This window comes from Streptomyces sp. Tu 3180 (assembly GCF_009852415.1).
Taxonomy (GTDB): Bacteria; Actinomycetota; Actinomycetes; order Streptomycetales; family Streptomycetaceae; genus Streptomyces.
Window position 1 is genome coordinate 4,972,272 of record NZ_WOXS01000002.1, and the last position, 24,054, is coordinate 4,996,325.

The following is a 24,054-nucleotide window of genomic DNA, read 5'->3' on the forward strand; positions in this document are numbered from 1 at the left end:
CGTGCTCTACCTCTACTTCGTCCTGCTGGTCGGCAGCGCGTTCCTGCTCGTCGCGGGCATCGTGGAGCAGCGCCGGCACTACGCCGCCCTGCACTCCATCCCCTCCCGGGTGCTGGTCAACGGCATCCGCGGCAAGTCCTCCATCACCCGGCTGTGCGCCGGGGCGCTGCGCGGCGGCGACCTGGTCACCGTGGCCAAGACGACCGGCACGGCGGCGCGCTTCATCCACCCGGACGCCACCGAGGAGCCGGTCTACCGCAAGTTCGGCATCGCCAACGTCGTCGAGCAGATCGGCATCGTCCGCCGGGCCGCCACCTACCGCCCCGACGCCCTCGTCATCGAGTGCATGGCGGTCATGCCGGCCCTGCAGGAGGTCAACCAGAGCAAGCTGATCCGCTCCACGATCGGCGTGCTGTGCAACGTCCGCGAGGACCACCTCGCCGAGATGGGCCCCACCCTCGACGACGTGGCCCGCTCGCTGTGCCGCTCGATGCCGGAGAACGGCATCTGCGTCACCGCCGAGAAGGAGCGCTTCCCCATCCTCCAGGAGGAGGCGGACGCCCGTAACTGCCGGCTGGTCTACGCCGACCCGGAGACCGTCACCGACGAGGAGCTGCGCGGCTTCAGCTGGTTCACCTTCAAGGAGAACGTCGCCATCGCCCTGGTCGTCGCCGAGCTGCTCGGCGTGGAGCGCCAGGTCGCCCTGCAGGGCATGTACGACGCCCCGCCGGACCCGGGCGTGCTGTCCGTGGAGCGGTACGCGACCCCCGAGGGCAAGCGGCTCGCCTTCGCCAACGTCTTCGCGGCCAACGACCCCGAGTCGACGCTGATGAACATCAACCAGCTGCTGGACCTCGGCGCCGTCCGCCGCCCGCTGAACGTCGTGATCAACTGCCGCCCGGACCGGGTCGAGCGCAACGGGCAGATGGGCGAGATCATCCCCGACCTCCAGCCGGACAACGTCTTCGTCATCGGCCACCCCGCCAAGAGCGCCATCGACGCCATCCCCGCCCAGTGGCGGGAGCGCGCGGTCGACCTGGGCGGCGAGCGCCGCTCGGCCGACGAGTTCATGCCGGCCCTGCTCGGCCGCATGTCCGACGGCTCCTCCCTGGTCGCCATCGGCAACATCCACGGCCAGGGCGAGGAACTCCTGGAGTACCTGGCCGAGCTCCCGGCGGACGACAGCGACGCCGGTCCGGCGGGCCCGGCGCCGGCCGCCGCCGCCCCGGCCCAGTCGCCGCGCCTGGACCCCTTCGCCTCGTACCCGACGGCGTACGAGGAGCGCTACCAGGCCTCCCGGACCCAGGAGATCCCGGTGCTCCGCATCCCTGCCCAGTCGACGGGGCCGTACCGGCAGCAGCACCAGGAGCAGTACCCGCAGTACCAGCAGCACGGGCAGCCGTACGAGCAGTACGCCCCCGATGGGCGGACCGCCCGGCAGGTCCGGCCGGACGACGGCGAGCCGTACGGCGCGTCGTACGGCGCGTCGTACGACGACCCGCACGGCGGGCACCGGTACCCGACCACCGAGGGCGGCGGACCGCCCGCCCGCCACTGACCCGCGGGCCGACCGCCTCGCCCACCCCCGCCCACCTGCCCGGAGACCCCGTTGACCACCGCCGCCCTGACCCCCGAGATGGCCGCCCTGGGCATCGCCATAGGTCTGTTCTTCTCGCTGCTGTGCTACCTCACCACCAACCTGTCGCCCGGCGGCATGATCACCCCCGGCTGGATCGCCCTGACCCTCATCGAGGACCTCCAGCGCGCGGCCATGATGGTCGGCGTCACCGCCCTGACCTACGCGGGCACCAAGGTCATGCAGAAGCTGGTGATCCTCTACGGCAAGCGGCTGTTCGCCGCGGTGGTGCTGCTGGGCGTGCTGCTCCAGGCCACGGTGATGATCGTGCTCTCGATCGAGTTCCCGCTGCTGTACGGCAACCAGACCCTCGGCTTCATCGTGCCGGGCCTGATCGCCTACCAGATGGTGCGCCAGCCCAAGGGCGCCACCCTGCTGGCCACCGGCACGGTCTCCCTGATGGCCTACATCGTCGTCGCCGCCGGCCTGCTGCTCGGCGTCATGCCCACCGTCTGATCCGGCGTCCGAGAACAACCGAGGAGTAACCGATGGCAGGGAAGAAGAAGTCGCGGCCCGTCGTCTCGGGCCTCGTGGTGCTGGCACTGGTCGGGGCCTCCGGCTACCTCACCGTGGAGCTGCGCAAGCAGGAGGCGCCCGGTGTCACGGAGGTCCGCGACGTCGGCGTCCTGGACGGCGACCGCGGCTCCGGCGGCGGCTCCGCCGACAAGGGCGAGGTGACCTGGTCCCGGCTGGAGAACCCCGCGCGCTCGGTGCTGCGCGGCGCCGACGGCCAGATCCGGGGCGTCTTCACGGACGGGGCGCGCACCGCGACCCTGACCGGGCCGGCCCGCACCTTCGACGAGCCGACGTCCACCTCCTCCAAGGTCTCCACCACGGACTGGGTCCGCCTCATGCCCGAGCCCTGGGAGAAGGGCGCCGAGAAGGAGAAGTGGTTCGAGGAGTGGTACGCCGAGTACCGGGACAGCAAGGAGGACGACCTGTTCGCCTTCGCCTTCCAGTACGTGGCGGGCGCCCCGCAGAAGAAGGACGAGCAGGGCGTCGTCTACGCCGGCGACGCGAACTTCGGGCCGCTGAACACCGCCGGCGCCGAGGGCGGCGACCTGCGCCTGGAGCAGTCCGACTTCTACGACTACCTCGGCCTGCCGTACCCGTTCCGGGACGGCGTGACCGGGACGCCGGAGGCCGTGCGCGCCAGGTCCCTGGACTGCTCGGGCTTCATCCGCATGGTGCTCGGCTACCGCGCCCGCTACCCGCTGATGTCCTCGGACACCTCCGGTGACGGCCTGCCCCGCACCGCCAACGGCATGGCCCGCTCCGATCAGGGCGTCGACATCCTCCCGCTGACCGGTGTGTCGGCGGACGACCGGCCGTCCGCCATCGACCAGCTCCAGCCCGGCGACCTGGTCTTCTTCAAGCTCGACGCGCGCACCGAGGAGCGGCTGGACCACGTGGGCATGGTGCTCGGCTACGACACCGAGGGCCACCTGATCTTCGTGTCCAGCCGGGAGGAGGTCAACGGCCCCACCATCGGCGACATCGGCGGCGTCTCGCGGCTGGACGGCAACGGCTACTACGCCAAGACGCTGCGCAGCGCCAAGCGGATGTGAGGCGCCGGCGCCGCGCCTCCCCGGCGGCCGGCTACTCGTTCGCCGCCGCCGAGGCCTGGGCCTCGCCCCTGCGGCGGATCTGACGGAAGGTGAACTCCTGGAGGTCGTCGCCGGTGGCGAAGACGGCGGTGTCCTTCGTCGTCACGTCCTTGCCGTCGGTGAAGCCGGCCAGGGTGAAGTAGGCGTAGCGGCCGTAGGAGTTGGTGGTCGAGCGGCAGACCGCGCCGTCGCAGAACTCCTTGACGCCGCCGCCCGCGAGGGACTTGACGATGCTCTTCTTGTCGGCCTGCTGCTTGGCCCGGGTCGCCCGGGCCTCGGTGTCGAACACCGCCACGCCGACCGTCACCGCCACGCCGTCCCTGGTGTAGGTGACGCGGATCAGGCGGGTGCAGCCGTTGTCGGTGAGGACCTTGGGGAGCGTGGCCTTCGCGGCCGAGGCGCAGTCGCGGGTGTCGGCCGTCGGGCCCTTCTTGTACACCGTCTCGCCCATGGTCAGCTGCGTGCCCGGGAAGAGGATGTCCGGGCTCAGCGGCGCCTTGTCCTTCTTCGCGCTGGCGATGAAGTCCTTCGGGTCCAGCGGGGGCGGCGCGCTCGTCGGGGCGAACGACGGCACCGTGCCCGTGGCGCTCGGGATGTCGGAGGACCCGGGCAGCCGGGAGGACGAGCCGCCCGCGGCCCGGTCGTCGCCGTTCGCCGAGACGACGGCCACCGCGACGGCCGTGCCTATCGCGACGGTGGCGAGTGCGCCGCCGCCTATGAGCAGCAGCCGGCGCCGCTTGTGGCGGGCCTCGGAGGCCTCGGCGAGCGCGGCCCAGTCGGGGGACTGGTCGGCGCCGCTGTTCCAGGGCTGCTGGGAATTCGGTTTCCAGGGATCCCACTGCTGTTGAGGTCCCCCCTGCCCAAAACTCATGGGGCGCATCTTAGACGGGGCGCGGGGTGTGCTGGTCCGCCCCAACGGGCCCCGAAGGCCCTAGCGTTGCGTTCATGGCGACGGGCAAAAGCGACATCTCCGGGTGGTTGGTGCGACCCGCGGGCGGGCATCTGTGGGCGGGGCTCGTGGCTCTGCTGGGGGCGCTGGCGGCGCACACGGTGCGGGTGACCTCGGGCGGAGGCATGGACAACGCGATCGTCGTGGACGCCGCGCGGACCTGGCTGGCCGGTGGTTCGCCGTACGACGATCCGCACTTCCTCTATCTGCCGAGCGCGGTCCTGGCCGCCGTCCCGCAGGCGCTGCTGCCGCGCTCCGTGCTCGGCGTGCTGGTGCCGCCGGCGGTCACCGCCGCCCTCGCGCTGGGCTGGGCCTGCGCCCTGCGGCTGCACCGCGTGCCGCTGCACAGCAGGCTCGCGGCCCTGGGGCTGCTGGGCCTCGCGGTGGGCTTCGCGCCGTTCGGGCAGCTGGTGCGGCTGGGCAACTGGACGGTGACGGCCGCGCTCGCGCTGCCGCTGTGCCTGCTGCTGGCGAGCCGGGGCCGGTGGGTCGCGGCGGGCGCGGTCGTCGGGGTGGCCGTGGCGCTGAAGCCGCTGCTCGCGCCGATGGCGCTGCTGTTCCTCTTCGCGCGCCGGTGGCGGGCGCTGGCCGTGCTGGTGCTGGTGCCGGCGGCGGCCTCGGCCTCGGCGGCGCTGCTGCTGCCGGACCCGGCGGGCTTCCTCACCCGCACCCTGCCGTTCCTGCTGCGCGGCGACGACGCCTTCGTGCGGCTCTACGAGGCCTCGCCGACGGCGGTGCTGCCCCGGCTGGGCGTGCCCGAGGCACCGGCCGGGCTGCTCGCGCTGCTCGCGGCCGCGGCGGGGGTGGTGTGCGCGTACCGGCGCTGGCACGGGCCGGGGCCGGTGCCGCTGCGGCTGGCGGAGACGTCCGCGGGGCTGATGCTCTCCGCGTTCCTCGTCTCGCGGCCCTCCTACAACCACTACCTCCTGGTCGTCCTGCCGCTGCTGCTCGCCGGCCTGCCGTACGCCGGGGCGGTGGCCCGGCGGCCCTGGTTCTGGCTCGCCCTGGTGCCGCAGCTGCCGGGCGTGACGTGGCCGTGGCTGGAGTCGGGGCGGCGCCGGGCCTTCAGGGACGCGGTCACGCTGTGCGTGCTGGCGGCGACGGTCGGGCGGCACTGCGTCCGCGGGGCCCGGGGGCCGGACGGCGGGGACGGGGAGCACGGGGAGGACGCGAAGCGGCGTCCGGCCGCGAAAGGGCGGCGTGCGGCCGTAGAATCGGTGTAGTCCACCGACGGCGGTCTCGTTTTGACCCGTCCGGTCCAGCGTGGGTATCCTGCATGTTCGTTATGTGTATTGGCTTGCTCATTCTCACGTGAGGGGCCCTTACACCGGTCCACCGGGCCGATGACCAGCGACCTGCACGCGGTTTGCGTCACCGTGGTGCGGTCAGGGCTGTCGTGATCGTCTTCGGTGACCTTGTCAGGACCATTCACTGAAGAAGCGAAGGCTACGAACCGTGCGTACGTACAGCCCCAAGCCCGGCGATGTGACGCGCCAGTGGCACGTCATCGACGCTCAGGACGTCGTCCTGGGCCGTCTGGCCTCCACTGCGGCCTCCATCCTGCGCGGCAAGCACAAGCCGATCTACGCGCCCCACGTCGACACCGGTGACTTCGTCATCATCATCAACGCCGACAAGGTGCACCTCTCCGGCAACAAGCGGACCCAGAAGATGGCGTACCGCCACTCGGGCTACCCGGGTGGTCTGCGCTCCGTCCGCTACGACGAGCTGCTGGCGAAGAACCCCGAGAAGGCCATCGAGAAGGCCGTCAAGGGCATGCTCCCCAAGAACACCCTGGGCCGTCAGATGCTCTCGAAGCTGAAGGTCTACTCGGGCGACCAGCACCCGCACGCTGCCCAGCAGCCGGTGCCGTTCGAGATCACCCAGGTCGCGCAGTAAGTCCGGCCACCCCCTAAGACTGAAGAGAATCTGAGGAGAATCGTGGCCGAGACCACTGCCGAGCAGCCGCTCGAAGAGCTTGACATCGACAGCTACACCACCGAGTCCGAGGTCCCCGTCGAGGGCGAGTACACCTCGGAGTCCATGGCCTCCCGCTTCGGCGAGCCCCAGCCGGCCGCCGGCCTGGGCCGTCGCAAGAACGCCATCGCCCGCGTCCGGATCGTCCCGGGCTCCGGCAAGTGGAAGATCAACGGCCGCACCCTCGAGGACTACTTCCCGAACAAGGTGCACCAGCAGGAAGTCAACGAGCCCTTCAAGGTGCTCGAGCTCGAGGGTCGTTACGACGTCATCGCCCGCATCGCGGGTGGCGGTGTCTCCGGTCAGGCCGGTGCGCTCCGTCTCGGTGTCGCCCGTGCGCTGAACGAGGCCGACGTCGACAACAACCGCGGCCCGCTGAAGAAGGCCGGCTTCCTGCGCCGCGACGACCGCGCGGTCGAGCGGAAGAAGGCCGGTCTGAAGAAGGCCCGCAAGGCCCCGCAGTACAGCAAGCGCTGATCTCAGGGCGCTCGCGCGTACTCCGAACGCCCCGGCGGCACGCCACTGTGCCGCCGGGGCGTTCGTTTATTCACGGCTCTGGGCGTATAACGGCACAAGGCACTCAAAGGCTAATGTGATCGGATGGTCGGGCGCTTCCGCCCCGGGATGCGAAGCCGCACACGCATCGCGACCGTCGAACACAGCACAAGCTGCGTCAGCGGCACAACCGTCGACCGCACGGGTGGGTCCGACGCCTCGGCACGGCCTCGGCCCGGCTTTCGACACTGACGTTTCCTCAGGAGGACAAGTGGGACGACTCTTCGGCACGGACGGCGTGCGCGGTGTCGCCAACGCGGACCTGACGGCGGAGATGGCGCTCGGCCTGTCCGTCGCCGCCGCGCACGTACTGGCCGAGGCGGGCACGTTCGAGGGGCACCGGCCCACCGCCGTGGTCGGACGTGACCCGCGCGCGTCCGGGGAGTTCCTGGAGGCCGCCGTGGTCGCGGGCCTGGCGAGCGCGGGCGTGGACGTCCTGCGGGTCGGCGTGCTGCCGACGCCCGCGGTGGCGTACCTCACCGGCGCGCTCGGCGCCGACCTCGGCGTGATGCTCTCCGCCAGCCACAACGCCATGCCGGACAACGGCATCAAGTTCTTCGCACGGGGCGGCCACAAGCTCGCCGACGAGCTGGAGGACCGGATCGAGGCCGTGTACGAGGAGCACCGCACCGGCGCCCCCTGGGACCGCCCGACCGGCGCCGGCGTCGGCCGCGTGCGGGACTACGAGGAGGGGATGGAGAAGTACGTCGCCCACCTCGTCGGCGTCCTCCCCAACCGGCTGGACGGACTGAAGATCGTCCTCGACGAGGCGCACGGCGCCGCCGCCAAGGTCTCGCCGGAGGCGTTCACGCGCGCCGGGGCCGAGGTCGTCACCATCGGCGCCGAGCCGGACGGGCTCAACATCAACGACGGCTGCGGCTCGACCCACCTGGACCGGCTGAAGGCCGCCGTCGTCGAGCAGGGGGCCGACTTCGGCATCGCGCACGACGGCGACGCCGACCGGTGCCTGGCCGTGGACCACACCGGCGAGGAGGTCGACGGGGACCAGATCCTCGCCGTGCTCGCGCTGGCGATGCGGGAGCGTTCCGCACTGCGCTCCGACACCGTCGTCGCGACCGTGATGTCCAACCTCGGCTTCAAGCTCGCCATGGAGCGCGAGGGCATCCGGCTCGTGCAGACCGCGGTCGGCGACCGGTACGTGCTGGAGGAGATGAAGGAGAAGGACTACGCCCTCGGCGGCGAGCAGTCCGGCCACGTCATCGTCCTCGACCACGCCACCACGGGCGACGGCACGCTGACCGGCCTGCTGCTCGCGGCGCGGGTCGCCGGGACCGGGCGCCCGCTGCGGGAGCTGGCGTCGGTGATGGAGCGGCTGCCGCAGGTGCTCATCAACGTGCCGGACGTGGACAGGTCCCGGGTGAGGACCTCCACCGAACTCGCGGCCGCCGTCACCGAGGCCGAGCGGGAACTGGGGGAGACCGGGCGCGTGCTGCTCCGCCCCTCGGGCACGGAACCGCTGGTGCGGGTGATGGTGGAGGCCGCGGACATCGACCAGGCCCGCTCGGTGGCGGGACGCCTGGCGGACGCGGTGAAGTCGGCGCTGGGCTAGGCGCCGCGGGACTCCGGGGCCGGGGGCCCGAGGGTTCTCCCGCTGTTCCGGGCGGGGAGGAGGGGGGCCGGATTCGCCTTCGACGCGAAGCGGCCCGCGCCCCCCGGGAGGGAGGCGCGGGCCGTGGTCGTGCGGCGCCGGCCGGCCGTCAGCACCCCGCCGGTGAACCCGGGGGCGTCCTGATCACTGCCCCCGGCGAAGGGGTGAACGCCCGGACCGCCCCGGCCGAGGAGGCCTCAGGGGCACGGCGGCCTCGAGCCGCTCATCGGACGAGCGGCTCGATCTCGTCGACGTGGTGCTCCCCGTACCCGAACCGTTCCCCGATCGCCCGGTACCTCTGGTACTGCTCTCGCGTGACCGGGACGGACAGGGGCCGCAGCACCCGTAGGAACAGACGGAAGCCGAGGTCGGGATCGACCCGGCCGGCCACCTGTTCCAGGGCGGCCGTGACCTTCCTCGCGGGGAGGGGCCGCCAGTGGGGGCTGACGGCCTTGTCCGCCACCGCGAGCGCCGCCTCCCTGACCTCCGGCAACACCAGGTCCGCCCCTTCCGTTCGTACGGGCGGAACCGCGGGGGTGTACGCGGGGGCGACCTCCCCCAGCCGCTCCTCGCACACGTCCGCGACCAGCCGCAGCCAGTCGCGCCCGTCGACGCGCAGCGCCGCGTCCGAGACGGCGACCCACAGCGTGGTGAGCGTGTCGTCGGACAGCGGAGAGTGCAGCAGCCGCAGCGCGTCCTCCAGCAGGAGGGCCGCCGCCGTGCCCGGGGACTGCCCGGGCTCGTCCCCGTCGGCCACCTGATGGATCTCCCTGCGGGCGGACTCGGCGCGCCAGTCCTGGTGGGCGTTCCCGGCGAGCAGGGAGAGACCGAAGTCCCACGCGGTGTCGCGGCGGGTGGTGTCGATGGGCGGCCAGTCGACGTCGAGACCGTCGCGGACGACCGCGACCGGGTACCCGAGCCGCTCGCCGAGCCCGAGGAACCTGTCGTACCGCTCCTTCGAGACGCGTACGGAGCACGCCTTCAGGGCTCGCAGGAAGAGCCGGAAGCCGACATCGGCGTCGGCCAGGGTGACCACCTGCTCCAGCCCGGGAACGAGATCCGGTGCCGCGCAGGCGCCGGTCAGGTCCGCGGCCAGCCCCCGGATCTCCGCCACCACCTCACGGCACAGGCCCGCGTCCCGGACCGGCCGGACCGGAGGCGGGACGTAGGAGCGCCTGTTCTGCCGGAGGCGGTCCACGGTCAGGTCCGAGAGGGACCGCAGCCACGCACGGGTGTCCATGCCGTGGTCGGCCGGATCGAAGATCCGGCCGACCGCAGCCAGCCACACCGTGTGGAGGACCTCCTCCGACAACGGGCCGTCCAGCAGACGCCGGGCGTCCTCCCCCAGTTCCACGGCCTCCTCGCCGTCGGAACCGTCCGCCGACCCGGCCGCGACCGCGAGCGCGGTCGGGAGGTCGACGGCGGGGCGGTCCGCGGAGCACAGGTGCTCCGTCAGACCGGTGAGTCCGAAGTCACCGGAGTAACCCAGCTCGACGTACGTTGAACGGTCCTGCGGCATGAATCGTGTCCTCTGCGGGGCGTGTCCTACTTCGGGTAAGCCGTCTTGACGACGAACCCGTACCGGCCCTGTCCGTTGTGACCCTTGACCTTCATCAGGATGACCACGACCTCGTTGCCGACGTCCTCGATCGTCCTCCCGTCCGGGTGGTACCGCTTGCCCAGGGAGGGGTAGGCATCCCACGTCCCCGTGATCGGCCGGTACTGCTCACCGTCCCTGGCCTTCGCCGCCCAGTCCTGGAACTTCTTCCACTTGTCCTGGTCGAAGACCTTCTGGCCGCTCGGGGTCCGCTTGCTGAAGTAGTCGCCCACCACCCGGTCCACGGCCTGCTGAGCGATCTCCTGGCTCGTCCAGACCGTGTTGGGCGTGCCGCTCTCCCTGGCGATCCGGAAGGCCTCGGCCGCGTTCGGCCGCACGTGCTTCTCCAGCGTGTGGATCTCGTAGTGCTGCAGGGCCCTGAGGTCCTCGTCCCCCAGGTTCAGGCAGTTGTGGACCATCACGTCCGCCGCCCCGGCCCCCTCGGTGCGCACGTAGAACGTGTGCAGGTCGTCGACGGTCAGGTCGTACACCTGACGCGGCGCGAGACCCGGCCGGTCGTGCACGTCGGTCACGGCGCGGAGCGTCCCGTCCGGGCTGAGCAGCCGGTCACCCGGGCGCAGTTCGGCGGCGAGGACCCAGCCGCGTTCGCTGGTGCGGATCTTGTGTCCGGCCGTGGTGTCCAGGCTGCTGCCGCCGGCCAGGCCGATGGTCACCAGCCGTTCGGTGTCGTGCCGGAACGTGTCGGTGACGGGCTCGGCCCGGAGCCGTCCGGTGCCGGGCGCGGCGGCCATGACCAGGTCGCCCTCCCGCACGTCGCGGATCGCCCTGCGGGTGCCGTCGGCCATCAGCACCGGGGTGTCACCGGGGAAGCTGTTGACCCTGCACGTCGTGATGACGTCCTCGTAGGCGTTCACGCCGGCCTCGATCTTGGCCAGTGACGCCGGGTCCAGGTCCAGGGCCCGCAGGGCCTTGAGCGCGTCGGCGACCCCGATCCCGGTCCTCATCGCGGCGTCCAGGGCGTGGACGGCCTCGGCGACCTTGGCGAAGGCCTTGCCCGGGATGAAGTTGCTCGCGGCCCAGGCGCAGCCGCTGGCGCTGCCGTGCCAGCAGTCGACGAAGTCCTGGACCAGGACCGCCTTGAGGATCTGGTAGACGACGGTCTGCTTGATCAGGTCGAGCTTGCTGAAGTAGTGGGTGACGTCCTTCTTCAGCCCGGTGAAGCGCTCGGTCTTGATCAGGACCGTGTCCTGCGCCGGGCAGCCGGAGGACGTCGCCGGCACGTCGGGGTTCGTGCACAGGAAGAAGTCGACCGTGGCGTCGAACGTGACCGCGAACGTGACGGTGCAGCCCTCGAAACCGATCTCGATGACGCAGTCGTTCTTCTGCTGGGCGTCGGTGACCTCGACGCTGTCCTCGTCGACGACGTAGAAGGTGCCGCCGATGCCCGTGCCGGCGCCCGACGCGACCTGCTGGTTGGCCTCCTTGCGTTCGGCGGACTCCGCGGCCTCCTGGGCCTCCTCCGCGTACTTCTGGGCGTCCTTCGCGGCCTCCTCCGCCTCGGTGGCGGCGGCGTCCGCGCGGTCGGCCGCCGCCCGGGCGTCCCTGGCGGCCTCCTCGGCCTCCGAGGCGGCCGTGCGGGCGGCCGCCGCGTCGAGGGCGGCCTCGTCGGCGGAGTCGCGGGCGTCCGTGGCGTGGCTCTCGGCGCGGCCCGCCGCCTTGTCCGCGGCCTCCGCGTCCTCGGTGGCCTGCCGGTCGTACTCGACCGTGCGGGCCAGTGAGGCGGTGGCCTTCGACGCGGCGAGGGCGGCGTCGGCGGCGTAGCCGAGGGCCTCCTTGGCGTAGCCGCGGGCGTCGGCGGCGTGGCCGGCGGCGTTCGCGGCGTGGACGTAGGCCTGCTTCGCGTCGCCCTGTGCCTGGTCGGCGAGGTTCTTGGCGGCGGAGGCCTCGGCCTGCGCGTTCTTGGCGTGGGCGTCGGCGACGGCCTTCTGCTGCTCGGCGATCGACTTCGACGCCTGCCCGGTCAGCACGACGAGGCCGGCGGCCGAGTCGGTGTCGACGTAGGGGGAGCCGAGCTGGATCGCGTCGTTGGCGGGCTTGGCGACCTGCGCGGCGGAGTTGCCGGCGTCCACGGCCGCCTGGGCGGTGACGTGGGCGAACCCGGCGGCCTTCGCCGAGGCGGCCACGGCCTTGGCGGCCTCCTTGCTCGCCTCGTCCGCGTGGGTCTTGGCGGTCCTGGCCTCCTTCTCCGCCTCGTCGGCCAGTGCGACGGCCGCCTTCGCCTCGGACGCGGCGTGCTTCGACGCCTGGATGGCGTCCGCCGCGGCGCTGGTCGCGGTCCTCACCGCGGCGTCGGCCTTCAGCTTCGCCGCCTGGGCGTCGTCCGCGTGCGCGCGGGCCCGCTTGGCGGCGGCCTCGGCGCGGGTCGCGGCGGCGTCCGCGTCGGCGGCCGCCTTCGTCGCCGCGTCGGCCGCGGTGCGGGCCCGCCCGGCGGCGGCCTCGGCGTCGTCGGCGTGCTCGTCCGCGGCGTCGGCCGCCGCCCTGGCCTCCTGGGCGTTGCTGTCGGACTCGTGGGCCTGGGCGTAGGCCTCCTTCGCGTCGGCCTTGGCGCGCGCGGCGTCGGCCTTCTGCTCGGCGTCCCAGGCGTCGTCGCGCAGGTCGCGGGCCTTGTCCCGGGCCTTGACCGCGGCGTCCCTCTTGTCGGACGCCGTGCCCTCGGCCGCTTCCGCCCTGTCCTTGGCGTCCTTGGCCTTCGTCGACTCGGATTCGGCGGTCCTGCGGTGCTCGGCCGCCTCGGCCTGCTTGGCGGCGGCCTTCTTCTTCTCCGCCTCGGCCGTCTTCTCCTCGGCCTCGGCGGCCAGGCGCTTGGCGTGGGCCTCGGCGGCGGCCTTCTTGGCCTCGCCCTCGGCCTTCAGGGCCTCGGTGAGCTTGGCCTCCGCGGTCTCCTTGTCCTTCTTGGCGTTGTCCCGGTGCACCTTGGCCGCGTCCGCCGCGGCCTTCGCCTGCAGTTCGGCGACGTGGGCGGCCTCCTTGCGGAACTCCGCCTTGGACTGCGCGGCCTGCGCCAGCGCACGCTGGGCGATGGTCTCGCTGTCCCCGGCGGAGGCGCGGGTGGCGGCCTCGGCCGTCTCCGCGGCCTTCACCAGTGCCGTCAGCGCGGCCACGGCACCCTTGGTGACCTGTGCCTTCTGCTGGCCGACCAGCAGACCGCGACCACGCGGCGCCCCGTTGGCGTCGGCGATGGTGTAGGCGGCCTGGGTGGCGGTGTCCGACGAGGCGGCGGCCTTCTTGGCCGCCTCGAGCTGGGCCCTGACGGCGGTGAGCTGCTTCTTGGCCTGCGCCTGGGCGTCGGTGACGCCCTTCTTCGCCTTGTCGAACTGCGCCTTGTCCGGGTACGACAGGCTGTCGGTGCCCTGGTGGCCGGACGGCTTGATCAGGAACTTCTGCGAAGCGGCGTCCTTGCAGTCCCACAGCCGCGCGTCCGTGCTCTTGGTGAACGCGCTCAGGTCCAGGCACTTGCCGGTGGTCACGCTCTTCAGGGGCGCGGTGGCACGGACGTCGCCCTTCCACGACTGCCCCTTGGACTTGTAGCAGTCCGAGATCTGGATCTTCGTGCCGTTCGCCGACGCGTTCCCGGCCACGTCCAGGCACTTCTGCGAGTTGACGTTGCGGAGGTGGAGGTCGTCCTCGCTGCCCTCGAGCGTCCACTGCTGGGCCGCGCCGCCGTTGCAGGGGTAGATCTGGACGGCCGTGCCGTTGGTCTTGCCGCCGCCGGCGACGTCGAGGCAGCTGCCCTTGGCGCCCGGCACCTCGATCGTCACGTGGCTGTCGCCGATCCAGCCCACCCCGCCGGCGGACCAGTAGTCCTGCCAGCGGGCGAGGCGGTCGGCGCCCCAGGACTGGCCGAGCAGGTCGGCCATCGACTCGGACGCCTTGGCCAGGGCCGTCGTGGCCGTGCGGTTGGCGTCGAGGATCTGGTTGCGCGGGGCCGCCTGGGAGGCGATCTCCTGCTGCCACTCCTGCGCGGCGACGTCCTCCACCTGGCGCAGGGCCTTGTTCGGGTCGATCGGGTCCTGCCACGCGCAGGACGCGAAGCGCGTCTTCATGTCCTCGACCGCGACCCGGTACTCCACCGTGCCCGGCTGGGGAGCGGTGCGGGGGAAGCCGCCGGAGGCCAGGAAGATGCGGGCGTCGTCCGCGCTCACGCGGGAGGAGCCCTCCGCCAGCCGCTCGAACGCCTGCCTCTCGTAGTACTGCCGTTGCCACTCGTCGGTGGGCAGGGACGGGTCGGCCTTGCCCCCGTAGAGCGGAGTGCCGAGGTCGGTGACGGCCTTGAGGGTCTTTTCGTCGACCTCAGGGGTCGGGTCGTAGAAGTTGAACTCCTCGTTCCAGTCGGGTCCGCCGGCCCACTTGCCGAGGCCGGTCTGGTCGTAGAAGTCGTCGCCCTCGTGGACGCCGGGCACCCAGTGGAACCCGGTGACGGTGAACCCCCCGGGGGTCTCCAGACCGTCGAGCGGCTTCTCCCACGCGGCCCTGCGCGCGTGCAGACGCTCCCAGGTGGCGTCCCAGTCGGCCTCGTCCTTCTCGTGCGCCTGGCGCAGCGGGCCGTCGAACGCGCCGTCCAGGGTCGCCAGTTCGCGCAGTTTCTCCGGCGTCTGGTTGAGGGCGTCCTGCGCGAAGGTGTACATGCCCGGCCCGCCCAGGCGCAGGGCGTCGGCCATCAGGCACTGGTCGAAGCGCAGCTGCTCGTCCGCCGTGGTCTCGTACCAGTCGTCCGGCCTGTCGCTGGACCGCGCGCCGTCGGCACCGGCGGGGACTCCCGCGAGCGCGGGCGGCACGGCGGTGGTGGCCAGGACGGCAACCGTGCTCAGCAGGAGGGCGACGCGGGTGAGTTTCTTGTGTCTTCCCGATCTCGGCGCCGGGAGGACGGGTGATCTGGAACGCAAGGGTGCATCCCCTTTTCAGGATGAGAGGGATGACCGGGAATCCGCCGGTGAGCGCGGAGGGCCGTGAAGGCGCCCGTCTCCTGCGGCGTCAGGAACGGCGAAAGGTGTGTGGTGCGCAATGCACGGATGGCGGGTGCTGCGGCATGCGACGCGCCCCTCCCCGTGACGGCGCTGTTCCCCCGGTCGCTGATGGATGTGCGCGAGGACGGAGTGGTCAGCTCCGGCGAGGCGCGGCGCAACCCTAGGCACAAGTCCGGGGACCGGGGAAGGCGTGCCGGATTCCTCCGCGAGGGGCGGTTGGCGCGAACCTTGCTACCGATCGGTAGTCGCCCTGGTTCACCGTTCCTTCACAGGGCAAGGGGCGCTTGTGGAGTTCCGGTGTTCAAGTGGTGGCGGAAGTGGTCGGAAGCCGACCGAAATTGGCCGGTAACCGATGGCGGGGAACGTGCGCCCGCCCGGTGCCCGATCAGGCCCCGGCGCGCTTGCGCAGGCGCTCGTGCTGCCTGCCCCAGAGGCTCTTCTGGGCCAGCAGCGTGAGGGTGCCCGCGAGGACGATGCCGAGCAGGTTGAGCAGGAGCTGCTCGGTGGAGCCCCAGGTCTGGACGGTGTCGCCGTAGCTCAGCGCCACGGCGGCGTTCGCGGCGGCCGGGACCGTCGTCACCGAGATGGCGACGCCGACCAGGGCGCCGGACTTGGCGGACGTCAGCGAGAGGGTGCCGGCCGCGCCCGCCAGCACCGCCACCACGAAGGAGAACCAGTCGGGGGCGTAGACGAACCCGGTCTGCGGGCGGTCGGCGTCCAGCTGCTCCTGGCTGAACAGCCCGACCGCGTCCATGAAGAAGCTGAAGCCCACCGTCACCGCCATCGCCACCGCGAAGCCGACGAGCAGGGCGGTCGTCGAGCGCAGCGCGAGGCGGGGCTGCCGCTGCACGGTCGCGGTGGAGATGCCGGCCAGCGGACCGAACTCCGGACCCACCGCCATCGCGCCCACGATGAGGATCGCGTTGTCCAGCACCACACCGCAGGCCGCGATCATCGTGGCGAGCGTGAGGAACGCCAGGTAGGTGACCGACAGCGTCGACTCCTCGTGGGTGGCGTCGGTCAGGTGCTCCCACAGCACCGCGTCCGCGCTCTCGCCCGGCGCCTCCTTCTCCGCCTCGTCGGCCCGCCGGGACAGCGACAGGTCGATGTTCTCCACGGCGATGGAGCCGGACGTGTCGAGGCCCAGCCGCTGCAACCCGCTGAGCAGGTCGTCGCCCGCCTCCCGGGCCACGTCGCACAGCACGACGTCCCCGGCGGGGTTGCGGGCGGCGCCCGGCAGCACGCACAGGTGCGTGGTGCCGATCGTCCCCTCGATCAGGCGGACCACGTCGTCGGTCTTCTCGGCGGGCGTGATCAGGCGCAGGTGCAGCATGGCGGCAGCGTAGCCGCCGGGGGCGCGGGGGAGTGCGGGCACTTCCCGGAAGCCGCCGGTCCGTGATCACCGGGAGACCCCGCGGTCACCGGGAGACCTGGGATCGCCGGGAGACCCGCGGTCACTTCCGTCCGGGGCGCGTGAGCCCGGGCGGGAGGCGTCCCGGGGCAGGAGCCGGAACCGGCGGCCGGATCACAGTTTGCGCAGGCTGAGGCGCTGCACCTTGTGGTCCGGGCCCTTGCGCAGGACGAGGGTGGCCCGGCCCCGGGTGGGGGCGATGTTCTCCACCAGGTTGGGCTTGTTGATGGTGCGCCACATCGTGCGGGCGTAGTCGAGGGCCTCCTCCTCGGAGACCTGGGTGTACCTGAGGAAGTACGAGGACGGGTCCTGGAAGGCGGTCTCGCGCAGCCGCTTGAAGCGGTTGAGGTACCAGTGCTCGATGTCCTCGGTGCGGGCGTCGACGTACACGCTGAAGTCGAAGTAGTCGGCGAGTCCGACGCGGGTGCGGCCGTCCTTGCCGGGCAGGGCGGGCTGGAGGACGTTGAGCCCCTCGACGATCAGGATGTCCGGGCGGCGCACGGTGAGCTTCTCGCCGGGGACGATGTCGTAGATGAGGTGGGAGTAGACGGGGGCGCTGACCTCGCTCTTGCCGGCCTTGATGTCGGCGACGAAACGGGTGAGCGCGCGGCGGTCGTACGACTCGGGGAAACCTTTCCGCGACATCAGGCCGCGCTCCTGGAGCTCCCTGGTCGGGAGCAGGAAGCCGTCCGTCGTGACCAGCTCCACGCGCGGGTGCTCCGGCCAGCGGGACAGCAGGGCCTGGAGCAGCCGGGCGACCGTGGACTTGCCGACGGCGACGGAACCGGCGACCCCTATGACGAAGGGGGTGCCGGACTGGGAGCCCTGCTCGCCGAGGAAGGTGTTCAGCGCGCCCCTCAGGCCGTCGGTGGCGCCGACGTAGAGGTTGAGCAGCCGGGACAGCGGGAGGTAGATGTCCCGGACCTCGTCGAGGTCGATGACGTCACCGAGGCCGCGCAGCCGCTCCACCTCGTCGGCCGTGAGCGGCAGCGGCGTCTTGTCGCGCAGCGCGCTCCACTCGGCACGGGTGAGGTCGACGTAGGGAGTCGCCTCCGGCCGCTGCCGGTGGGCGCTCCGGGGCATCGAGGAGACCGGAGAGATCACAGTCCATTGTTAACGGAGTTTGAACGGAATGGAGGGTGGGGTGGGTCACGCACCGTTCCGCCGGGGGAAGGGGGAGATCACGCGGGTGTCACGGTCGCATACCGGGTGATCATTCGATGATCACCTGCGTGTCGGATGTGCATAAAGTGCGCGCATAGCGTTGCGGAATCCTCCGCAGAACTGAAGAAAGAGCCCAAGTGAAGCCCACTGCCGTCCGCCGTACCGTGCTCGCCGCCTCCGCCGCCGCGCTCGCCCTGCTCGCCACCGCCTGTGGCGGCTCCGGCGACGAGGGCAAGGGCGACGAGGGCAAGGGCAAGGCCGACTCGACCGCCTCCGCCTCCGCCGCTCCGGCGGCCAAGGCGCTGACCGCCGCCGAACTGGAGAAGGCCGCGCTGGTGCAGGCGGACGTCGAGGAGGGCAAGGTGGCGACGAAGCTGCCCGCCACGGACGACCTCGCCGCGGACAAGGTCAAGGCCGAGGACGAGGCCTGCCAGCCGCTCGCGTACACGCTGTCGGCCGTGCCCGTCGGCTCGCCGGCCGCGACGGTGAAGCGGTCCTGGACGGGCGAGCCGAAGAAGCCGGCCGGGGACGCCGACCCCGAGGAGGCCCTGCTCGCCGGTCTCGACACGGAGAAGGTCCTGATCGCGCTCGCCTCCTACGAGGACGGCGGCGCCGAGCAGGCCGTCAAGGACGTGGACGCCGCCGTCGGCAAGTGCGCCGGAGGCTTCACGTTCACCGCCGCCGGCGAGAAGCTCCAGATCCTGAAGGTCGAGAAGACCCAGGAGCCCGGCGGCGCCGACGAGGCGCTCGCGATCACGGCGACCCTGGCCGCGGACGAGGGCATCGAGGCGCCCATGAAGGTGGTCGTCGCCCGCAAGGGTGCCACCGTCGTCACCTTCGCCGCCCTCAACGTCGCCTCCGCCGCCACCGGAAAGGACTTCGACTTCCCGGTGAAGGTCGCCGACGCCCAGCTCGCCAAGCTCGGCTGATCCGGGCCGGCCGGCGCCGGAACGCCTGAGGCCCGCACCCCTCGCGGAGGGGTGCGGGCCTCGTCGTTCCCGCCGGTCCCCGCCGGTCCGTGAGGTCCGGGTGGCTGCGGAACGGGTTCGTACGGGGGTGGGAATTTCCGATTTCGGGCAGGCGGAGGCTCTTTTCGGCGGCTGACGGACCGTAGGCTGCCGGGCATGTGCGGAATCGTGGGATACGTGGGCACGCAGTCGGCGCTGGACGTCGTGACGGCGGGCCTGAAGCGCCTGGAGTACCGGGGATACGACTCGGCGGGCGTCGCCGTGCTGGCGGACGGCGGCCTGGCCACGGCGAAGCGGGCCGGGAAACTCGTCAACCTGGACAAGGAGCTGGCCGAGCGGCCCCTGCCGACCGGGACGACCGGCATCGGCCACACCCGCTGGGCCACCCACGGCGGCCCGACGGACGCCAACGCCCACCCGCACCTCGACAACGCGGGCCGGGTCGCCGTCGTCCACAACGGCATCATCGAGAACTTCGCCGCCCTGCGCGCCGAGTTGGCCGAGCGCGGGCACGACCTCGTCTCCGAGACGGACACCGAGGTCGTCGCCCACCTGCTCGCCGAGGAGTTCTCCTCCTGCGCCGACCTCGCCGAGGCGATGCGGCTGGTGTGCCGGCGCCTGGAGGGCGCGTTCACGCTCGTCGCCGTGCACGCCGACGCGCCGGACGTCGTCGTCGGGGCACGGCGCAACTCACCGCTCGTGGTGGGCGTGGGGGAGGGCGAGGCCTTCCTCGCCTCGGACGTCGCCGCGTTCATCGCGCACACGCGGTCCGCGATCGAGCTGGGGCAGGACCAGGTGGTCGAGCTGCGCCGGGACACGGTGACGGTCACCGGCTTCGACGGCAGCCCGGCCGACGTCCGCTCCTACCACGTCGACTGGGACGCCTCCGCCGCGGAGAAGGGCGGCTACGACTACTTCATGCTCAAGGAGATCGCCGAGCAGCCGAAGGCGGTCGCCGACACCCTGCTCGGGCGCATCGACGGGGCGGGTTCGCTGACGCTGGACGAGGTGCGGATCCCGGCGGGCGTCCTGCGCGAGGTCGACAAGGTCGTCATCATCGCCTGCGGCACGGCCTTCCACGCCGGTCTGATCGCCAAGTACGCCATCGAGCACTGGACGCGGATCCCGTGCGAGGTGGAGCTGGCGAGCGAGTTCCGCTACCGGGACCCGATCCTCGACCAGCAGACCCTCGTCATCGCCGTCTCCCAGTCCGGCGAGACCATGGACACGCTGATGGCCCTGCGGCACGCCCGCGAGCAGGGCGCCAAGGTCCTCGCGATCTGCAACACCAACGGCTCGACGATCCCGCGCGAGTCGGACGCGGTGCTGTACACGCACGCCGGCCCGGAGGTCGCGGTCGCCTCGACCAAGGCGTTCCTGACCCAGCTCATCGCCTGCTACCTGGTCGCGCTGTACCTGGGGCAGGTGCGGGGCACCAAGTGGGGGGACGAGATCCGCGCGGTGGTGCGGGACCTGTCGTCGGTCTCCGGTGCGGTGGAGCGGGTCCTGGAGACGATGGAGCCGGTGCGGGAGCTGGCCCGTTCCCTCGCGGACAAGAACACGGTGCTGTTCCTGGGACGGCACGTGGGCTACCCGGTGGCGTTGGAGGGGGCCCTGAAGCTGAAGGAGCTCGCCTACATGCACGCGGAGGGCTTCGCGGCCGGTGAGCTGAAGCACGGGCCGATCGCCCTGATCGAGGACGACGTGCCGGTCGTCGTGGTCGTCCCCTCGCCCCGGGGGCGGTCCGTCCTCCACGACAAGATCGTCTCCAACATCCAGGAGATCCGGGCGCGCGGTGCCCGGACGATCGTCATCGCGGAGGAGGGCGACGAGGCGGTCGTCCCGTACGCCGACCACCTGATCCGCATCCCGGTCACGCCCACGCTGCTGCAGCCGCTGGTGGCGACGGTGCCGTTGCAGGTGTTCGCCTGCGAGCTGGCCACCGCCCGGGGGAACGAGGTCGATCAGCCGCGCAACCTCGCGAAGTCGGTGACGGTGGAGTAGGTCTTCAGGGCGTCGAGGAAGGCGGTGAAGGCTCCGGCCGGGAAGGTGAGGGTCGCCCTGGCCGGGGCCTTCGAGTCGCGGACGCCGACATGTGTGGGAGTGTCCGCGATCTCGACACAGTCGTTACCGTCATCGGGGCCTGAGTAGGACGACTTGCGCCAGTTGTCCATCGGGTGCCTCACAGCTCTTTGGTCAGACGGTGGATGAAGTCACGCGACCGTTCCGGTTCCAGTGACGCGGCTTCGATTTTACGGAAACGCATTCGATAGGCGCCGAGCTGTGCCTCGGCGTCGATGAAGGCCGAACCGTGGGGTGCGTCGCGCACGACCGTGTCCAGTCTGGGAACGGGACCGCCCACGTATGTCATGGTGCCTGCGGCCAGGCCGAAACCGTCCAGGTCGAAGGGAATGACGCGCACGGTGATGTGGTCCGCCTCGGACGCCTCCAGGAGTGCGCCGAGCTGAGCGCGGGACGTCGCGCGGTCACCGACCCGGATGCGCAGGGCCGCTTCGTGCACCACCAGCTTGTACGGGAAGCTGATCTGCTGGCGTGCCATCCGGTGCCGCACGCGCAGTTCCAGCTCTTCGGCGGTCAGTTCGGGCACCCTGGCGGAGAAGACGGCCCGAGCGTAGTCCTCGGTCTGCAGCAGGCCCGGTACGTAGAGGACCGCCACCTCGTTGCGGAACGTGGCGTAGTGGTCCAGTTCGGCGAGGTCGAGGAACGACGCGGGCAGCCGCCACCGGTACTCCTCCCACCAGCCGTGCGTTCGGTCGGTGGCCATCGCCACCAACGCGTCGATGAACTCCTCGTCCGTGCACGCGTAGTGGGAGGCCAGCCGACGCAGGCGTTCTTCGCTCACTCCCGCGATGCCGGACTCGATCTGGCTGATCTGCACGGAGTTCACACCGAGCAGTGCTGCTGCCTCGCGGGCGCTGAGGCCCGCCGCCTCGCGGAGTCTGCGGAGTTCGACCGCCAGTCGTCTCTGTCGCGCCGTTGGCTCGCGCCTGGTTCCCATCGGTGCCCCTTGGTTCAACGCGCTTGTGAGGACGACTCTTTCAGGTTCAGATTACGGGATCGGCTTGCCTGGTCATAAAACAAAGGTCTACTTTCAGTGATGTTACGTGAGCGCAGCGGAAGCGCACCGCCCCGTCATGACGGCTGCGGCAACGACACCGCTCGCGAGCCGCAACTCCCCTTTATTCGAACGGAGTTCACGCATGCCCGAAAACGAGTCCTGGGAGTACTCCCTCTCCATCCCGAACGACCCCCGCGCCGTCACCGTCAGTCGCCGCACCCTGCGGCTCATCCTCACGGTGCACGGGCTGATCCGGCTCGTGGACGTCGCCGAACTGCTCGCCGCCGAGCTCGTCGCCAACGCCGTCCTGCACACCAAGGGGCCCGCGGCCCTGCGGGTGGGCCGGGCCGCCGGGGTGCTGCGGATCGGGGCGTGGGACGCCGATCCCCGGCCGCCCGAACCGCCGCTGCCCTTCGACCGGGCCGCGGAGCTGGGTCTGGAGGAGGGGCGCGGGCTGGCGCTGGTGCGGGCGTGCTCCGACCTGTGGGGGTGGCAACCGCTGTCCCGGGAGGGCAGCCGGGGGAAGTACGTGTGGTGCGAGCTGGACGCGGCGTAGGGCGACCGGGCCGACGTGCGCGGATTCCCCCAAGAATGTGAAATTAACGTGGAGTTGGGGGGCGTGTGCGGAAGGCGCCGGGGCACTCGTGAGACCGGAGGTTGATACACATGGTTCCCCTTCTTCTGGTTCTCCTGCTGGCGCTGATCCTGTTCGGCGCGGGTTTCGCGCTCGAGGCGCTGTGGTGGATCGCGGTCGTCGTGCTCGTGGTGTGGCTGCTGGGCTTCTTCGTCCGCCCGGCCGGCACGGGCGGGCGGCGCGGCCGCTGGTACCGCTGGTAGACGGCGGAATGTGTGCGAAGGGCCCCGGTGAACCACCGGGGCCCTTCGCACAGGGGGAGAAAGAGTGAAATCGGGCGTGGGGGGCGGGCCGGAGGGCACCCGCCCGTCCGTCGGGCGCCGGTGCGCAGGGGAACCGGCACCTCCACTCCGGCGCCCGACACCCTGCGGGGCCGCGGACTCGTAGGGTGCTGCACATGAGCATCATCGGAGTCGGGATCGACGTGGCCGAGATCGAACGGTTCGCGGCGTCGCTGGAGCGCACGCCCGCGCTGGCCCAGCGGCTGTTCCTGGAGAGCGAGCTGCTGCTGCCCAGCGGGGAGCGGCGGGGCGTCGCCTCGCTGGCCGCGCGGTTCGCCGCCAAGGAGGCGCTGGCCAAGGCGCTCGGCGCGCCCAGCGGGCTGTACTGGACCGACGCCGAGGTGTGGTGCGAGGACAGCGGGCAGCCGCGGCTGCGGGTGAAGGGGACGGTGGCGGCCCGGGCCGCCGAACTGGGCGTGCGGTCCTGGCACGTGTCGCTCAGCCATGACGCCGGGGTGGCGTCGGCGGTCGTCATCGCGGAGGGGTGACGTCGTGTCGGCCTTCCCCGGGACGGGTGTCGACCTGCCGGTCTGGGGCGACGTGTTCCTCGTCGTCGCCGCGGTGCTCACCGTGGTCCTCGCCCTCGTACGGCTGCTGCGGAACCGGCGCCGATGACTTGGGCAAGGGGGAGGCGTGCTTCGCGTGGACCGGGGTAGACGCGGTTGAGCCGGTGCCGAGAGCGGGGCCGACCGACCAGGGAGGGTGAACAGTGACGTCGACGATGGCGCGGACCGACCAGGCTCAGACTGCTCAGACCGTGACCGGGCTGCCGGAGGTCGCCGAGCCCGGGCAGGTCGCGCCGAAGGACGCCCGTGAGCTGTCCAGGCTGTTCTTCCGGCAGCTGGCGGTGCTGGAGGAGGGCACGCCCGAGTACCAGTACGCGCGCAACACGCTGATCGAGATGAACATGTCCCTGGTCCGCTTCGCGGCCGGCCGGTTCCGCAGCCGCGGGCCGGAGGAGATGGAGGACATCGTCCAGGTCGGCATGATCGGTCTGATCAAGGCCATCGACCGGTTCGAGCTGTCCCGCGAGGTGGAGTTCACCTCCTTCGCGATCCCCTACATCGTCGGCGAGATGAAGCGGTTCTTCCGGGACACCTCCTGGTCCGTGCACGTCCCGCGCCGCCTCCAGGAAGCGCGCGTGCAGCTCGCCCGCGCCACCGAGGAGCTGCGCACCCGTCTGGGCCGCACTCCCACGGTCAAGGAGCTCGCGCAGTTGATGAGCCTGACCGAGGACGAGGTCATCGAGGCGCGGATCGCCGCCAACGGCTACAACTCCGCCTCGCTGGACGCGGCCATAGGCAGTGAACCGGACGGCGAGAGCGTGCTGGCGGACTTCATCGGCACCGAGGACGCCGCCCTGGAGCTGGTCGAGGACTTCCACGCCCTGGCTCCGATGATCGCCGAGCTCGACGAGCGCGAACGCAAGATCGTCCACTGGCGCTTCGTCGAGGAGCTGACCCAGGCGGAGATCGGCGAGCGGCTCGGCTGCTCCCAGATGCACGTCTCGCGGCTGCTGTCGCGCACGCTGAAGCGGCTGCGGGAAGGCATGCTCACCACGGACTGACCACGGGCCGGGCGAGGACGGGCGCGGGTGCGCGG

The 24,054-nt window shown here is 71.6% G+C and carries 21 protein-coding genes; 14 read left to right on the plus strand and 7 right to left on the minus strand.

Going from position 1 to position 24,054, the window contains the following annotated elements:
* Position 1 precedes the first annotated feature (1 nt).
* From pgsB to GL259_RS23510, 3 genes are read left to right on the plus strand one after another with little or no spacing between them, the layout of a single operon-like run.
* Entirely contained in the window at positions 2-1,558 is a 1,557-nt protein-coding gene (gene pgsB / locus GL259_RS23500; RefSeq protein WP_159535310.1) for a poly-gamma-glutamate synthase PgsB, read from the plus strand.
* A 51-nt stretch (positions 1,559-1,609) separates the two neighbouring features.
* Positions 1,610-2,092: a poly-gamma-glutamate biosynthesis protein PgsC/CapC gene (locus GL259_RS23505; RefSeq protein WP_159535311.1), complete on the plus strand. Its 483-nt coding sequence runs from the start codon at positions 1,610-1,612 to the stop codon at positions 2,090-2,092.
* A gap of 32 nt (positions 2,093-2,124) precedes the next feature.
* The gene (locus GL259_RS23510; RefSeq protein ID WP_159535312.1) at positions 2,125-3,204 is read left to right on the plus strand and encodes an NlpC/P60 family protein; all 1,080 of its coding nucleotides are present in this window, start codon (positions 2,125-2,127) and stop codon (positions 3,202-3,204) included.
* A 31-nt stretch (positions 3,205-3,235) separates the two neighbouring features.
* On the opposite strand, the gene GL259_RS23515 is transcribed toward GL259_RS23510, so the two are convergent.
* Positions 3,236-4,114 (minus strand): hypothetical protein, encoded by an 879-nt coding sequence (locus GL259_RS23515; protein ID WP_159535313.1) that lies wholly within the window; start codon positions 4,112-4,114, stop codon positions 3,236-3,238.
* A 74-nt stretch (positions 4,115-4,188) separates the two neighbouring features.
* Here GL259_RS23515 and GL259_RS23520 point away from each other — a divergent pair, with 74 nt between their 5' ends.
* From GL259_RS23520 to glmM, 4 genes are all read left to right on the plus strand, one after another.
* Positions 4,189-5,415, plus strand: a complete 1,227-nt coding sequence (locus GL259_RS23520) for a glycosyltransferase 87 family protein (protein ID WP_243762370.1) — start codon at positions 4,189-4,191, stop codon at positions 5,413-5,415.
* Between the two features lie 232 nt (positions 5,416-5,647).
* Positions 5,648-6,091 (plus strand): 50S ribosomal protein L13, encoded by a 444-nt coding sequence (gene rplM / locus GL259_RS23525; RefSeq protein ID WP_019526965.1) that lies wholly within the window; start codon positions 5,648-5,650, stop codon positions 6,089-6,091.
* 42 nt (positions 6,092-6,133) lie between these two features.
* A complete protein-coding gene (gene rpsI, locus GL259_RS23530) occupies positions 6,134-6,646 on the plus strand; it encodes a 30S ribosomal protein S9 (RefSeq protein WP_129799256.1) in 513 nt (170 codons plus the stop codon).
* Positions 6,647-6,935: 289 nt separating this feature from the next.
* On the plus strand, positions 6,936-8,294 hold the full coding sequence (glmM, locus tag GL259_RS23535; protein WP_159535314.1) for a phosphoglucosamine mutase: 1,359 nt from the start codon (positions 6,936-6,938) through the stop codon (positions 8,292-8,294).
* A gap of 262 nt (positions 8,295-8,556) precedes the next feature.
* Here glmM and GL259_RS23540 read toward each other — a convergent pair whose 3' ends face one another.
* The 4 genes from GL259_RS23540 to coaA form a co-directional block, all read right to left on the minus strand.
* Positions 8,557-9,852, minus strand: a complete 1,296-nt coding sequence (locus GL259_RS23540; RefSeq protein ID WP_159535315.1) for a hypothetical protein — start codon at positions 9,850-9,852, stop codon at positions 8,557-8,559.
* 26 nt (positions 9,853-9,878) lie between these two features.
* On the minus strand, positions 9,879-14,726 hold the full coding sequence (locus tag GL259_RS23545) for a ricin-type beta-trefoil lectin domain protein (RefSeq protein WP_243762597.1): 4,848 nt from the start codon (positions 14,724-14,726) through the stop codon (positions 9,879-9,881).
* Between the two features lie 574 nt (positions 14,727-15,300).
* Positions 15,301-16,248 (minus strand): DUF389 domain-containing protein, encoded by a 948-nt coding sequence (locus tag GL259_RS23550; protein ID WP_159535316.1) that lies wholly within the window; start codon positions 16,246-16,248, stop codon positions 15,301-15,303.
* Positions 16,249-16,440: 192 nt separating this feature from the next.
* The gene (gene coaA, locus GL259_RS23555) at positions 16,441-17,409 is read right to left on the minus strand and encodes a type I pantothenate kinase (protein WP_166461661.1); all 969 of its coding nucleotides are present in this window, start codon (positions 17,407-17,409) and stop codon (positions 16,441-16,443) included.
* Between the two features lie 218 nt (positions 17,410-17,627).
* Between coaA and GL259_RS23560 the strand changes: the two genes are divergently transcribed.
* Positions 17,628-18,419, plus strand: a complete 792-nt coding sequence (locus GL259_RS23560) for a hypothetical protein (RefSeq protein ID WP_159535318.1) — start codon at positions 17,628-17,630, stop codon at positions 18,417-18,419.
* 195 nt (positions 18,420-18,614) lie between these two features.
* Positions 18,615-20,462 (plus strand): glutamine--fructose-6-phosphate transaminase (isomerizing), encoded by a 1,848-nt coding sequence (gene glmS, locus GL259_RS23565; RefSeq protein ID WP_159535319.1) that lies wholly within the window; start codon positions 18,615-18,617, stop codon positions 20,460-20,462.
* Here the strand turns inward: glmS and GL259_RS23570 are convergent.
* A complete protein-coding gene (locus tag GL259_RS23570) occupies positions 20,423-20,632 on the minus strand; it encodes a DUF397 domain-containing protein (protein ID WP_159538904.1) in 210 nt (69 codons plus the stop codon). The two genes, glmS and GL259_RS23570, sit on opposite strands and share 40 nt — an antisense overlap.
* Positions 20,633-20,640: 8 nt before the next feature.
* Entirely contained in the window at positions 20,641-21,477 is an 837-nt protein-coding gene (locus GL259_RS23575) for a helix-turn-helix transcriptional regulator (RefSeq protein WP_159535320.1), read from the minus strand.
* A gap of 202 nt (positions 21,478-21,679) precedes the next feature.
* Between GL259_RS23575 and GL259_RS23580 the strand changes: the two genes are divergently transcribed.
* The 5 genes from GL259_RS23580 (at position 21,680) to GL259_RS23595 (ending at position 24,019) form a co-directional block, all read left to right on the plus strand.
* Positions 21,680-22,093, plus strand: coding sequence for an ATP-binding protein (locus tag GL259_RS23580; protein ID WP_159535321.1), 414 nt, complete (start codon positions 21,680-21,682; stop codon positions 22,091-22,093).
* Between the two features lie 110 nt (positions 22,094-22,203).
* On the plus strand, positions 22,204-22,374 hold the full coding sequence (locus GL259_RS23585) for a hydrophobic protein (RefSeq protein ID WP_159535322.1): 171 nt from the start codon (positions 22,204-22,206) through the stop codon (positions 22,372-22,374).
* A gap of 194 nt (positions 22,375-22,568) precedes the next feature.
* The gene (locus tag GL259_RS23590; RefSeq protein ID WP_159535323.1) at positions 22,569-22,940 is read left to right on the plus strand and encodes a holo-ACP synthase; all 372 of its coding nucleotides are present in this window, start codon (positions 22,569-22,571) and stop codon (positions 22,938-22,940) included.
* Positions 22,941-22,944: 4 nt separating this feature from the next.
* A complete protein-coding gene (locus tag GL259_RS39355; protein ID WP_279578629.1) occupies positions 22,945-23,067 on the plus strand; it encodes a hypothetical protein in 123 nt (40 codons plus the stop codon).
* Between the two features lie 106 nt (positions 23,068-23,173).
* Positions 23,174-24,019 carry an RNA polymerase sigma factor SigF gene (locus GL259_RS23595; protein ID WP_159538906.1) on the plus strand — a complete coding sequence of 282 codons (846 nt, stop codon included), beginning with the start codon at positions 23,174-23,176 and terminating at the stop codon, positions 24,017-24,019.
* The last annotated feature ends 35 nt before the right edge of the window (positions 24,020-24,054 follow it).